At 64.6% G+C, this 13888-nt stretch carries 11 protein-coding genes; 9 read left to right on the top strand and 2 right to left on the bottom strand.

Annotation, left to right across the window (positions count from 1 at the left end; genetic code table 11):
• Nucleotides 1–7: 7 nt before the first annotated feature.
• From HFL01S_RS02155 to HFL01S_RS02125, 7 genes are all read left to right on the top strand, one after another.
• A complete protein-coding gene (locus tag HFL01S_RS02155) occupies nt 8–1708 on the top strand; it encodes a glycosyltransferase family protein (protein ID WP_066254023.1) in 1701 nt (566 codons plus the stop codon).
• 49 nt (nt 1709–1757) lie between these two features.
• Nucleotides 1758–2705 carry a glycosyltransferase family 2 protein gene (locus HFL01S_RS02150; protein ID WP_066254018.1) on the top strand — a complete coding sequence of 316 codons (948 nt, stop codon included), beginning with the start codon at nt 1758–1760 and terminating at the stop codon, nt 2703–2705.
• Complete coding sequence (locus HFL01S_RS02145; protein ID WP_066254016.1) at nt 2702–3643, top strand: UDP-glucose 4-epimerase family protein; 942 nt, start codon at nt 2702–2704, stop codon at nt 3641–3643. The genes HFL01S_RS02150 and HFL01S_RS02145 overlap by 4 nt, the downstream gene beginning before the upstream one ends.
• Nucleotides 3640–4200, top strand: coding sequence for a sugar transferase (locus tag HFL01S_RS02140; RefSeq protein ID WP_066254014.1), 561 nt, complete (start codon nt 3640–3642; stop codon nt 4198–4200). The genes HFL01S_RS02145 and HFL01S_RS02140 overlap by 4 nt, the downstream gene beginning before the upstream one ends.
• 22 nt (nt 4201–4222) lie before the next feature.
• Nucleotides 4223–6148, top strand: coding sequence for a polysaccharide biosynthesis protein (locus HFL01S_RS02135; RefSeq protein ID WP_066254011.1), 1926 nt, complete (start codon nt 4223–4225; stop codon nt 6146–6148).
• A gap of 31 nt (nt 6149–6179) precedes the next feature.
• Entirely contained in the window at nt 6180–7319 is a 1140-nt protein-coding gene (locus tag HFL01S_RS02130; protein ID WP_066254009.1) for an NAD(P)-dependent oxidoreductase, read from the top strand.
• An 89-nt stretch (nt 7320–7408) separates the two neighbouring features.
• Nucleotides 7409–9316, top strand: a complete 1908-nt coding sequence (locus tag HFL01S_RS02125; RefSeq protein WP_066254006.1) for an acyltransferase family protein — start codon at nt 7409–7411, stop codon at nt 9314–9316.
• Nucleotides 9317–9322: 6 nt separating this feature from the next.
• Here HFL01S_RS02125 and HFL01S_RS02120 read toward each other — a convergent pair whose 3' ends face one another.
• Nucleotides 9323–11047, bottom strand: coding sequence for a DEAD/DEAH box helicase (locus HFL01S_RS02120; RefSeq protein ID WP_066254003.1), 1725 nt, complete (start codon nt 11045–11047; stop codon nt 9323–9325).
• Nucleotides 11048–11481: 434 nt separating this feature from the next.
• Here HFL01S_RS02120 and HFL01S_RS02115 point away from each other — a divergent pair, with 434 nt between their 5' ends.
• Together HFL01S_RS02115 and HFL01S_RS02110 are read left to right on the top strand one after the other, a co-directional pair.
• A complete protein-coding gene (locus HFL01S_RS02115; RefSeq protein WP_066254000.1) occupies nt 11482–12129 on the top strand; it encodes a DUF47 domain-containing protein in 648 nt (215 codons plus the stop codon).
• 16 nt (nt 12130–12145) lie between these two features.
• The gene (locus HFL01S_RS02110; RefSeq protein WP_066253997.1) at nt 12146–13156 is read left to right on the top strand and encodes an inorganic phosphate transporter; all 1011 of its coding nucleotides are present in this window, start codon (nt 12146–12148) and stop codon (nt 13154–13156) included.
• A gap of 68 nt (nt 13157–13224) precedes the next feature.
• On the opposite strand, the gene orn is transcribed toward HFL01S_RS02110, so the two are convergent.
• The gene (gene orn, locus HFL01S_RS02105; protein WP_066254634.1) at nt 13225–13830 is read right to left on the bottom strand and encodes an oligoribonuclease; all 606 of its coding nucleotides are present in this window, start codon (nt 13828–13830) and stop codon (nt 13225–13227) included.
• Nucleotides 13831–13888: the final 58 nt, after the last annotated feature.

Raw genomic sequence — 13888 nt, 5'->3', positions numbered from 1 at the left:
CCCGCGCATGTTCCAACGCTTCCACCGCAGCCTCCGCCAGGGTCTGAACACCTGGGCGGGCATGCCGCTGGCGCTGTTCATGCTCGTGTTCGTGGTCTTGCAGGGCGTGGTCATGGCCGGCCATTCGCCGCTGAGCTATCCGCCGGACGAGATGCCCCACCTGTCCTACATCAACGACAGCATCCGCTCGCCGCAAGCACTGCCAAACTACAGCGACGGCAAGATCATGGGGTTCACCCAGACCAACTACCTGGGCCATCCACCGCTGTACTACAGCGCGCTGGGTGTGGTCGGCAAGCTGTTCTCCCTGAACCCGAAAGCGGACTACCTGATCTTCCGGTTGATCGGTGTCGGCTTCGTGGGGCTGGGACTGAGCTTCATGGTGCTGATGGCCCGGGAACTGCGCCTGACTCAGACCACCACCGCGCTGCTGCTGTTCGCCTGCGCCAGCGTGCCCATGTTCTCGTATATCGCTGGCAGCGTGTCCAACGACACCCTGTTGTATCTGGGCATGGCCATGGGCTTCTACGGCCTATCGCGCATGGCCAATCCCGCCCGCAAGGGACCGGACACCCTGGCGCCAGTCGTGCTGTTGGCCGGACTGCTGATTGTCTTCCTCACCAAGGCCACAGGCATCGTCTTCATGATCCTGTTCCTGGGCGCCTGGGGGTTGCGCAACCTCCGCCGTATCCATCCGGCGGTGCTGGTTCGCAACTATTGGCGCCACTTGGCCGTCTTCTCCGTTGTTGTGGGCAGCTATTACATTTACACCCTGCTCCAGCACGGAGGTGTTTTCCCATCGCCCGGCAGGCTCTATGGCAGCACGCCACCAGCCGAACCGCTCGACCTGGCCGGCTACGTCAGGGAGTACGTCGGTGCCATGTGGCGGCGGCTGCACGGCATCATGTCGCACCTGAGCATCACCCCCATCGGAGACCGCTGGCAGCCGGTGTTCTACACGATGGTCTGCCTGCCCATCGTGGGATGGCTGGTGGTGCGCTTCAGCACGCCCATGCTCACCTCCAACCGCATGGCCGTCCGGCTGTTCGATGCCATGGCACTGGCCACACTGGGCACCGTCGTTGTCCATGTGGTGTTCGGCTACCGCGCCTACTTGGTCAATGGCGTGCTCTCGGGTCTGCAACCGCGCTACTACATGTACCTGCTGCCGGTGTTGTGGTTCCCGTTCTTCGTGCTCTGCCAGCCGGGCTGGTTCAAACAGACGGTCACCACCCTCTTTGCGGCCAGTGCTCTCGTGGTGTTCTGGGCCTCTGCTCCTCAGGTGCTGCTCAAACAGCAACAGGCCCTGCAGGAACTGCCTCGCAACATCGGATACGCCGACCGCAACGGGCTCGAAGCGATGTCGATTCGCCTCCCCCGCCGCCTCACCACCGAAGGCAATGTGGAAACGCTCACGCTAACCAATGGGGAGTTGCGGGCCAAAGGCTGGGTCTATGACACCAAACTGGGCGATCAGGCCCAGCGCCTCTGGATCCTGGCCGGAGACGAGTTTGTTTCGTCCGTTCCGGTGCTGATCAAACGGGACGATGTCGCCGCCGCCCTGGGCACGCAAAAAGCACTGAACACCGGGTTCGCCTTCACCGCCAGACACTTGCCGACCACCCTGAAACCCTGCGATGTCCGGCTGCTGGCCGAATACCGCGACGGCAGCGTGGGCCCGCTGAAGAACGACCTGTGCCCGCAATGACCCGCCGGCACGACACCCACACACGCCGCAACCTTCCACGGAGTTCCTCTTGAAACTCATCATCCAGATCCCCTGCTACAACGAAGCCGCCACCCTGGGCATCGCCCTGGCGGCCCTGCCGCGCGAAGTGCCCGGCTTCGACAAGGTCGAGTGGCTCATCATCGACGACGGCTGCACCGACAACACGGTCGAGGTGGCCCTGGCCCACGGCGTCGACCACGTGGTGCGCCACACCCGCAACCAGGGCCTAGCGCGTGGCTTCATGAACGGTCTGCAGGCCTGCCTGGAACACGGTGCCGACGTGATCGTCAACACCGACGCCGACAACCAGTACAACGCCGACGACATCCCCGCGCTGACCCGCCCGATCCTGGAGGGCAGGGCCGACATCGTGATCGGTGCCCGCCCCATTGCCGCCATCGAGCACTTCAGCCCGATCAAGAAGCTGCTGCAGAAGCTGGGCAGCTGGGTGGTTCGGGTGGCCAGCAAGACCAGCATCCCCGATGCGCCCAGCGGCTTCCGCGCCATGAGCCGCTCCGCCGCACGCCGGCTGACCGTGTTCTCCGACTACACCTACACGCTGGAAACCATCATTCAGGCGGGCCAGAAGAACATGGCCATCACCTCGGTGCCGATCCGCGTCAATGGCGATCTCCGCCCGTCGCGCCTGGTCAAGAGCATTGCCTCCTACATCCAGCGCAGCATCGTCACGATCATCCGGGTGTTCGTGATCTACCGTCCGTTCCGCTTCTTCGCCAGCATCGGCATCGCCCTGTTCACACTGGGTTTCATCATCGGCCTGCGGTTCCTCTACAAATGGCTGACCATGGACTACGACGGACATATCCAGTCCCTGATCCTGGCCAGCTCCCTGCTGATCATTGGCTTCCAAACCATCCTGATCGCTTTTGTGGCCGACCTGCTGTCGGCCAACCGCAAGCTGATGGAAGAGGTCCGCTCGCTGACATTGGAGAACCGGGACCGCCGTCCGCAATGACCGTGATCGTGGCCGTCACCGGCGCCCACGGTTTTGTCGGGCGCGCCCTTTGCCAGCACCTGAAGGCCCACGGATTCTCTGTCCGGGCCATCACGCGCTCCGCGTCCGGCGAAGAAGACACCTGGGCCGTTGGAGAGCTGGGACCAGGAACCGACTGGGGCCAGAGCCTGCAGGGGGTCGACTGCGTGATCCATTGCGCCGCCCGGGTGCACATGGTGCAGGACACCGACCCCGACCCACTACAGTCCTACCGGCGGGTCAATGTCGAGGGCAGCCGCTCCCTGGCCGTCGCAGCAGCTGCTGCGGGTGTTCGCAGGCTGGTGTTCCTGAGTTCACTCAAGGTGCATGGCGAGCACACGGCGCCGGGTCACCCGTTCACGTCCGGCATGGCGCCAGCGCCTGAAGACGCCTACGGTCAGTCGAAATGGGAGGCCGAACAAGCCCTTCACGAGGTAGCCGGAAGAACCGGCCTTGAACTGGTGGTGGTCCGGCCGCCCCTGGTCTACGGTCCCGGGGTGAAAGCCAACTTCCTCAAACTCATGAAGGCGGTGGCCCACGGCACGCCGCTGCCGCTGGGCGCGGTGGACAACCGGCGCTCGCTCCTGGCGCTGGGCAACCTGACCGATCTGCTGCTCCGCTGCGTGGAACAGCCCGCCGCCGCAGGGCACACCTTTCTGGCATCGGACGGCCATGATCTTTCGACGCCGGACCTGGTGCGCGCACTCGCGCGTGCCATGGGCCGGCCCGCCCGGCTGTGGCCGGTGCCTGTGACCTGGTTGCGCATGGCGGGAAAATTGCTGGGTCGAGGCCCTCAAATCGACCGACTGATCGGGTCGCTGCAGGTCGACATCGGGCATACTAGACAGGTTTTAGGCTGGACGCCCCGGTTGACGGTGGAGCAGGGCCTGCGTCTCGCGGTACAGGATGTGATGGCATGAAACGCGCCTTCGACCTGTTCTTTGCGCTGTGCGCGGCCGCCATCCTGCTGCTGCCCATCGGGTTGATCGCCTTGGTGGTTCGCTGGACCTCACCCGGTCCCGCCCTCTACTGGAGTGATCGCATCGGCCGGGACAACCGCATTTTCAAGATGCCCAAATTTCGCAGCATGCGACTGGACACGCCCGCCGTGGCCACCCACCTGCTGTCAGATCCCGACCGGTATCTGACGCCAGTGGGCTCCTTTCTGCGAAAAACCAGTCTGGACGAGCTTCCACAGCTCTGGAGCATCCTGAAAGGCGACATGAGTCTGGTGGGGCCACGCCCCGCCCTGTTCAACCAGGACGATCTGATCGCCTTGCGTACCGAGGCCGGTGTTCACCGGCTGGTCCCCGGCCTGACGGGCTGGGCCCAGATTCACGGTCGGGACGAGTTGCCGATTCCCGAGAAAGTCCGGCTGGATGCCGAGTACCTGCAGAAGAGGTCGCTGGGACTGGACCTGAAGATCATTTTCCTCACGGCGTGGCGCGTGCTGCGCCGCGACGGGGTGACCCACTGACACACGATTCGACGCCCACACGATGCTGAACCGATTCGCACAGCCCATTCTGGCCATGCCCCGCCCTGCCAAGCGGGTGGTGGTGCTGTCGGTGGACGCCGCACTGTGCATTCTCACAGTCTGGTTGTCGTACTACCTGCGCCTGGGCGAGTGGGTCAAGCTGTCGGGCGACAGCTACTGGCAACCCATGTGGGCCGTCGGCGTGTCGCTGCTGCTGGCGCTGCCCATCTTTGTGGTCAATGGTTTCTACCGGGCCATCTTCCGCTACACCGGTCTGTCCGCGCTGCAGACCATCCTGAAGGCAACAGCGGTCTACGGTCTGCTGTTTGCCACGGTGTTCACCGCCTACGGGGTGGACGGCGTGCCCCGCACGGTGGGTCTGATCCAACCGATGCTGCTGCTCCTGACCGTCGGTGCGTCGCGCATGCTGGCCCGTTTCTGGCTCGGAGGTCTCTACCGCAATCAGCTGCGGATGGTGGCCCTGCCCAGAGTGCTGATCTACGGCGCCGGCAACGCCGGGCGCCAGCTGGCGGCGGCCATGGCCAACAGCCACGAGATGCGGGTGGTTGGTTTTCTGGACGACGACGACCGGCTGCACGGCCATGTGCTCAATGGTCTGTCGATCTACAGCCCCGCCGATCTACCGGGCCTGGTGACCTCGCTGCAGGTCAGCACCGTCCTGCTCGCCATCCCCTCGGTCAGCCGCCACCGGCGCAACGAAATGATCGCGCAGATGTTGCGGGCCCATGTCCAGGTGCGCACCCTGCCCGCCGTCAGCGAACTGGCGCAGGGCATGGTCAGCACTTCAGACCTGCGCGAACTGGACATCGACGACCTGCTCGGCCGCGAACCGGTCGCGCCCAACCACATCCTGCTGGGACGCAACATCACCGACAAGGTGGTGCTGGTGACCGGGGCCGGCGGCTCCATCGGCAGTGAGCTGTGCCGTCAGATCCTGTCGGTGAATCCAAGCACACTCGTACTGATCGAGCAGAGCGAATTTGCGCTCTACGAGATCCAGCAGGAACTGCAGGAGAAGATCGACGACAACGCGACCCTGCTGGTGCCGGTGCTCGCCTCTGTGCGTGACGCGCAGCGACTCAACGAGATCTTCGCCGACTGGAAGCCCGACACCGTCTACCACGCAGCGGCCTACAAGCATGTGCCCCTGGTGGAGCACAACCCGATCGAAGGCATCCGGAACAACACCCTGGGCACCCTCACAGCCGCCAGGGCGGCGGCGGAACACGGCGTGAGCGACTTCGTGCTCATCAGCACCGACAAGGCGGTGCGCCCGACCAACATCATGGGCGCGTCCAAGCGCCTGGCGGAAATGGCGCTGCAGGCGCTGGCGGCCACGGCTCCGAAAACGCGTTTTTCGATGGTCCGTTTCGGCAACGTGCTGGGCTCCTCCGGCTCGGTGGTTCCCAAGTTCCGGCGCCAGATACGCGATGGAGGTCCCATCACGCTGACCCACCCGGACATCACGCGCTACTTCATGACCATCCCAGAGGCAGCCCAGCTGGTGATCCAGGCAGGCGCCATGGCCAAGGGGGGCGACGTGTTCGTGCTGGACATGGGCGATCCCGTCAAGATCATGGACCTGGCCACCCGGATGATCGAGCTCTCCGGTCTCTGCGTGCGTGACGAGAACAACCCCGAAGGGGACATCGAGATCGAGATCACGGGCCTGCGCCCGGGCGAGAAGCTGTTCGAGGAACTCCTGATCGGCAACAACCCGCGCCCGACCTCCCATCCCCGCATCATGAAGGCCCACGAAGAGTTCGTCGCCTGGCCTGTGCTGCTGGAAAAACTCCAGCAGCTGGAATCCCTGCTGGAGCAACGGAACGTCGAAGGTACCAAGGAACTCCTGACCGAGCTGGTGTCCGGCTACGCGCCGCAGGAAGCGGGGCAGGAATCCGACAGCCGCTTGCGCTACAGCGTCTGAGCGGCCTCACAAATCATTGTCATCACTCACCATGAACAGCCCCCAAAAACGCATCGGCCTGGTCGGAACCGGCTTCATTGCCAGTGGCTTTGCCCGGCTGCTGCACAACCACGCCACCGACCTGACCCTGAGCGCCGTGCTCACCCGGCGCCTCGCCGCCAGCGTCGAAGGATTTCCCTGCACCGACCGCTTCACGCACTCGGAGCAGGAACTCCTGGACAAGTCCGACCTGATTGTCGAATGCAGCGGTGACGTGCTGCACGCCACGCGCATCATCGATATCGCGTTGAAGGCCGGCAAGCCGGTCGTCACGATGAACTCCGAGTTCCACGTCACCACCGGCTCCTACTTCGCCGACAAGGGTCTCCTCACCGAGGCGGAAGGCGACCAGCCCGGCTCGATCGCCGCCCTGCGAGAAGAAGCGGTGATGATGGGCTTCAAGCCCCTCGTGTACGGCAACATGAAGGGCTTTCTGAACCACCATCCGACGCCCGAAGAAATGGCGTACTGGGCCGGCAAGCAGGGCATCAGCGTCGAGCAGACCACCTCGTTCACCGACGGCACCAAGATCCAGATCGAGCAGGCCCTGGTGGCCAACGGCTTTGGCGGCACGATCACGCGCCAGGGCATGGAAGGCCCCAAGACCACCGACGTCACCAAGGCGGCCATCGAGCTGGCGCGCGGAGCGGCCGAGCGGGGGCAGGCCATCTCCGACTACGTGCTCGCACCGGGCAACGCGGGTGTCTTCGTGGTCGGCACGCACGACAAGTCCGAGTGGAAGGCGCTGAACTACCTCAAGCTGGGCGACGGCCCCTACTATGTGCTGGTCCGTCCGTTCCACCTCTGCCAGTACGAGATCATCAAGACCGTGCGGCGGGTGCTCCACGGCGGTGGTGTGCTGCTGAACAACTCCAGCAGCCCGTCCATCTCCATTGTGGGCATTGCCAAACACGACATGCCCGCCGGCACGCGCATTGACCGGGCCATCGGTGGATTCCAGGTGCGCGGCGAGGCAGCCCGCATCACCGACGTCAAGGGTCACGTCCCCATCGGCATGATCCAGGACGCGGTGCTGACCCGCTCGGTGAGTGCCGGTCAGATGCTGATGTTCGATGACGTCGAGTTGCCCGACTCCTTGGCTCACACCATCGCCCGCCAGTTGTACGCGTGATCGCCGGACATCCGGGCTCCTGAAGGCCCGGGTGCCGATCACGTCGGCGCTCTGCCGACCCCTGGCGCCACCGACGCAGCCGCCAGCCCATGTCTGCCAAAGCCCTTGTCGCCTCGCACCGTCCCGACCTTGATGGCCTGAAGGCAGTGGCGGTCGGGTCCGTGCTGCTCCAGCAGGCCTTTCCCGACGTCCTCGGCGGGGGTTTTGCAGGCCTCGGCGTCTTTTTCGTCGTTTCCGGCTATCTGATCAGCTCAAGCATCCTCTCGGGGCTGCAGAACCCGGGCTTCAGCTTCGGCGACTTCTACGCACGGGGCATCCGGCGCCTCTTCCCTGCTCTGCTCCTGGTGCTGGCCGCGGTGCTGGTCGCGGGCTGGTTTCTGTTGCCGCCGGCCGACTACCGCCAACTGGGACAACAGGCCGTAGCAGCCAGCACGTTCGGATCCAACTTCACTGCAATAGCTGGCTCCTTTGCTGCCGGATCTGCCAGCCAGCCACTGCTGCATCTCTGGCCGCTGGCCTTGTGGGTGCAGTTCTGCCTGCTGTGGTCTTTGACGCTGTGGGCGCTGCACCGCTGGCGCCTGCACACGATGCGCTGGACCGCGGCCGCGTTGCTGCTGTCCTTCCTTCTGCATCTGTATCTGTATCTGGCGCAAGACCAGACCATGGCGACGTTCCGCCCCGCGGCGGCCCTGCTCTTGGCGCTGCTGGCCGGTGCGCTGCTGGCCACGAGGCCAGCAAAAGCACCTGCCAGACACCCGAATACACTCGCCTGGACCGGTGCGGCTCTGCTGACGCTGGCGCTGATGAACATCGCGTCGGAGGCAACACCCGCTGGCTGGTGGGTGCTGCTGCCCACGCTGGGAACAGCACTGCTGATCGCAGCGGGCCCCTCGGCCGGGCTCAACCGGGTCGTGCTGTCGAACAAACTCTTGGTGGGGATTGGCTTCATCAGCTACCCGCTGTACCTGTGGCACTGGCCGCTGCAATCCTTTGCCCACTTCAAAACCGCGGGCGAGCCAGGCTGGGCGCAGCCGCTGGCGTGGATGGCACTGGCCTTCGTCCTGGCCTGGGCAACCCACCGGCTCCTCGAAAAGCCGATCCGCTTGGGGCGCATGAATGGCACGGTGGTCACCACCGCCCTCTGCGCTGGCCTGTGCCTGATCCCGGTCGCCGGCCTCGCCATCCACCGCCACAACGGTTTCGAACAGCGCATTCCTGAGCTGGTGCGCCACCTCATGTCCACCGGGGGCCGGTCGGCCGTCGTCAACGGCTGGCGGGACAAGGACTGCATGCTGGACTACCGCCTGCCCCCATCCCACTACAAACCGTTCTGCATCGAACAGAAACGGCCGCTGGTCTTCATCTGGGGGGATTCGCACGCGGGGTCGCTGTACCCGGGCTTCAAGGCGCTGAAAGAATCAGGCCGCCACGAGTTTGGCCTGGCGGAACGCACCGCCGCCATCTGTCCGTCGGTGCTGGACATCGAACCCAGGCCACTGTGCAGAAGCCTCAACGACGCCAACATCCAGGCGATCCGGGACACCAAGCCCGACATCGTGATTCTCTACTCCTGGTGGCACAACAAGCGCTACGACCTGCGCAACCTAGAAGCCACGGTGGAGCAGGTCAAACAGGCAGGAGTGCCCCGGATCATCATGCTGGGCGCCGTTCCCTACTGGAGGAAGCACCTGCCGCAGATCCTGCTGGAGGAATGGAAAAAGGGGCCTGTGCAGGCGCGTCCCCCCCTGCGGCTGGGCGAGGAATTTCTCGACCCAGAGGTGCGCAGGGCGACCGAGATCATGCGCGAGCGCGCCCGAAAGATGGGCATCGAGTTCATCTCGGGGATGGACTTCTTCTGCAATGCCCAAGGATGCCTGACCCGTCTGTCAGAAGACGCCACGCAACCGCTCTCCTACGACTACGGGCACCTGTCCACAGGTGCCGCAGCCTTTTACATCGAGCGGCTGGCGCCGCTGATGTTCAACAGAACGCGCTGAACGGGTTCAGCGCGGCTGGCGGCGCGGGCCGGCCGGGCGGGACGCACCGGCGTCACCACGACCCCAATTGCCAGCCCCACCCTGGGGCTTGCCAAAGCCACGCGCGGGCGCGTGATCGCGGCGCTGGTCCGGACGGCTGTCGAAACGCACATCGCCGCGCGGCGCGGCGTCACGGCCTTCGAAGCGAGGAGCGTCGAAGCGCCCTTCGACACGGGGGCCGCGCGGTGCCGGACGGCGGTCGCCGCCGAAGCGGTCACCACCAAATCGGTCGCCGGAGGGGCGCTGGAAACGGTCATTGCCCGGACGGCCACCACCCGGGCGACCGCGGCCATTGAACTCGGGCTGCGGCGGGCGCTGGCGCGGCTCCAGACCGGGCACCACCTCCACAGCGATGCGCTGGTGGGTGTAGGCCTCGATGTCGCCGATCTTGCGACGGTCGCGGAACTCGGCAAAGGTCACGGCCAGGCCATCGCGCCCCGCGCGGCCAGTACGGCCGATGCGGTGTGTGTAGTCCTCAGCCTTCATGGGCAGGCCGAAGTTGAAGACGTGCGTGATGGTCGGCACGTCAATGCCGCGGGCAGCGACGTCGGTGGCCACGAGGATCTGGACCTGACCGCTGCGCAGCGCCATCAGGCGCCGGTTGCGCAACCCCTGGCTCAGTGCACCGTGCAGGGCCACAGCATGGAAGCCGGTCTGCTGAAGGTCGGTGGCCAGGCCATCGCATTCCACCTGGGTGCTGCAGAACACCACGGCCTGGTTGATCGACGCATCGCGCAGCCAATGATCCAGCAGTTTGCGCTTGTGCTCGGCGGTGTCGGCCCAGAACAGCACCTGCTTGATGTTGGCGTGCTTTTCCTGCGGGCTGTCGATCTGCACCTTCTGCACATGCTTGCCGCCATCGTGCATCACGCGCAGCGCCAGCTGCTGGATGCGCGGCGCAAAGGTGGCCGAGAACATCATGGTCTGGTCGCGCTGGCTGGTGAGCTGGTTGACTTCGGCCAGGTCGTCCGAGAAACCCAGGTCGAGCATGCGGTCGGCTTCGTCGACCACCAGGAACTGCACCTGGTCCAGCTTGAGCTGCTGCGAGCGCTGCAGATCTAGCAGTCGGCCCGGCGTGGCGACCACGAGGTCGGCATTCTGCAGCCTGGCGATCTGCAACTGGTACGGCATGCCGCCGACCACGTTGGCGATGCGCAGGCCACGGCAGTGGCGCACCAGGTCGATGGCATCGTGCGCCACCTGCTGCGCCAACTCGCGGGTCGGGCACAGCACGAGCGCGCCGGGCGTGGCGGCCTTGAAGTTGCGGGGGTTGGTCGGGTCCTTGCGCTTGGAGCGCTTGGGTGCGGGTTTGCCGGCGGCCAGCGCCTCGGCGGTTTCCTTCTCGAACGCCAGGCGCTCGGCCTCGGCCCGCGCGTCCTGCTGTTTGAGCAGGGTGTGCAGCACCGGCAGCAGGAAGGCCGCAGTCTTGCCGCTGCCCGTCTGGCTGGAAACCATCAGGTCGGCATAACGTTCGTCGGCCTGGTGCTCCTGACGGATGGCTTTGGGAATGACCATCGACTGCACCTGGGTGGGCTGGGTGTAGCCCAGATCGGCCACCGCGCGCACCAGTTCCGGGGCCAGTCCCAGCAGCTCGAAAGCGTTGGGTTCCGTGGCCACGGGTACTTCGGCCAGCAGTTCGTTGGAGGAAATGTCGGGCGTGAATTCGCCGCGATCTTCAAAAGCGTCGCTCATGTTCGTCCTGGCGCCACAAAGGGCGTCGTTGAACAGAACAGACCATAGGGAAATGCCGGCCGTTGCCGGAACCCGCTGGCGTCTGATCCGTTCGTGGTTACAAAACATCAACCACAAACGGTACCGCGGGACAGACCGGAAGGCTTCCGGCGTGCTTAGCGAGTGGCCTCGTCCGTGTCCGGCCTGATTGCGTCGTAAGACGGTTCTGGCGGGCATTCGGGAGGCCTCTTGTGTGAGGCAGATGCACAAAAATTGCCCTCTTGTGAAGGCAGCTGAAGATTATGACACGAATCCGGGTTTCCCCCAAGTTTTCGAAGTGAGCTCGAAGATCGGCCGGCACTTGCGCTTCGGGCGACGAGGGTGCCGGCGGCTAAAATCCACCGATTCGACGCTCAAACGTCACATCAATTTCACATTCCACCACCGGAGACGCCATGTTTTTTGGCAAGCTGTTGCCCAAAGAGGGCAATTTTTTTGAGCTGTTCAACCAGCACGCCGAACAGATCGTCAAGGCCTCGCATGCGTTTTCGCAGCTGGTGGCCCACTACAGCGACCCGATCCTGAGGGACAAGTACAACCAGGAGGTGGACCATGCAGAACGCGCCGCCGACCGCATCACCCACGAGGTGAACCGCCTGCTGCACACCACCTTCATCACCCCGATCGATCGCGAGCAGATCCACTCGCTGATCAACACCATGGACGACGTGGCCGACCTGATCCAGGACTCGGCGGAAACCATGGCGCTGTACGACGTGCGGCACATGACCGACGAGATCTCGCGACTGACCGACCTGAGCGTCAAGTGCTGCGAACGGCTCAAGCACGCCGTCAGCCTGCTCAAGGACGTCAACGACCCCAAGACCGCCGAAGCCGCGGTGAAGACCTGCGAAGAGATCGACCGCCTCGAATCGGACGCCGACCGCGTCATGCGCTCGGCCATGAGCAAGCTGTTCCGCGAGGAGCCGGAAGTGCGGGAGGTGATCAAACTCAAGGCGATCTACGAGCTGCTGGAGACCATCACCGACAAGTGCGAGGACGTCGCCAACCTGATCGAGGGCATCGTCCTCGAAAACTCCTGATCGGCAGGGCCTTCCCATGACAACCGTTCAGGCGGCCCTCTGGGTCGTGGTCATGCTGGTGGCGCTGGCGCTGGTCTTCGACTTCATGAACGGGTTTCATGATGCCGCCAACTCAATTGCAACCGTCGTTTCCACGGGCGTGCTCAAGCCCGGACAGGCGGTCGTGTTCGCCGCCTTCTTCAACTTCATCGCCATCTTCATCTTCAAGCTCAGTGTGGCGGCCACCGTCGGCAAGGGCATCGCCGATCCCTCGGTGATCGACACGCACGTCGTGTTCGGCGCCCTTACCGGGGCGATCACCTGGAACCTGATCACCTGGTACTACGGCATCCCCAGCAGCTCCTCGCACGCGCTCATCGGCGGCATCGTCGGCGCGGTGATCGCCAAGGCCGGCGCGGGCGCGCTGATCGCCACCGGCGTCCTGCGCACAGTCGCGTTCATCTTCGTTTCGCCACTGCTGGGCTTCATCCTGGGCTCGCTGATGATGGTCCTGGTGGCCTGGGTGTTCCGGCGCGCGCGGCCGCTCAAGGTCGACGGCTGGTTCCGGCGCCTGCAGCTCGTTTCGGCGGGCGCCTACAGCCTGGGCCATGGTGGCAACGATGCGCAGAAGACCATCGGCATCATCTGGATGCTGCTGATCGCCACCGGCTACGCGTCATCGGCCGACAAGTCGCCGCCGACCTGGACCATCGTGTCGTGCTACGCGGCCATCGGCCTGGGCACCATGTTCGGCGGCTGGCGCATCGTGCGCACCATGGGCCAGAAGATCACCAAGCTCAAACCGGTGGGCGGGTTCTGCGCAGAGACCGGCGGCGCGATGACGCTCTTCCTGGCCACGGCGCTGGGCATCCCCGTGTCGACCACCCACACCATCACCGGCGCCATCGTTGGCGTGGGTTCGGTGCAGCGCGCCAGCGCGGTGCGCTGGGGCGTGGCCGGCAACATCGTCTGGGCCTGGGTGCTGACCATCCCGGCGTCGGCCTTCGTGGCGGCGGTGGCCTACTGGTTCAGCCTCACGGTGTTCTGAGCCTGTCCGGAGTCTTCTGGCAGAGAACAAAAAAGGGCCTTCGGCCCTTTTTTGTTCTCTGTAGCTGATCAATCCATCCGGAGGAAGTGCTCGCGGTAGTGGGCCAGCTCGTCGATGGACTCGTGCACATCGGCCAGCGCCGTGTGCCTCTGGTGCTTCTTGAAGCTGTCGTAGACCGCGGGCTTCCAGCGCTTGGCCAGTTCCTTGATGGTGCTGACGTCCAGATTGCGGTAGTGGAAGTACGCCTCCAGCTTGGGCATGTACTTCACAAGAAAACGCCGGTCCTGCCCGATGCTGTTACCGCACATGGGGGAACCATTTTTCGGCACGTACTGGCCGATGAAGGCCAGCAGCTCGGCCTGGGCCTGCTCCTCGTCGATGGTGCTGGCCTTGACCTTGTCGATCAGACCGCTCTTGCCGTGGGTGCCCTTGTTCCAGGCGTCCATGCCATTGAGAACCGCGTCGCTCTGGTGGATGGCAAACACCGGGCCCTCCACCCGGGGCTCCAGGTTGGGGCCTGTGATCACCACCGCAATCTCCAGCAGGCGTTCTTTTTCAGGGTCGAGCCCACTCATCTCGCAGTCGAGCCAGACCAGGTTCTGGTCGCTCTTGCTCAAGGTGGGAACAGGGGTTTCGGCGGCCACGGCAGCCGGGTTGGTGTGGTCTTGGCTCATGCACCGATTTTCGCCCATGACCGCCATGTCCCTGCGCGGCATCCATGGCGCCGCTTCG

It is taken from the genome of Hydrogenophaga flava NBRC 102514 (assembly GCF_001571145.1).
GTDB classification, from domain to species: Bacteria; Pseudomonadota; Gammaproteobacteria; order Burkholderiales; family Burkholderiaceae_C; genus Hydrogenophaga; species Hydrogenophaga flava.
This window is presented reverse-complemented; position numbering and strand designations above follow the sequence as displayed.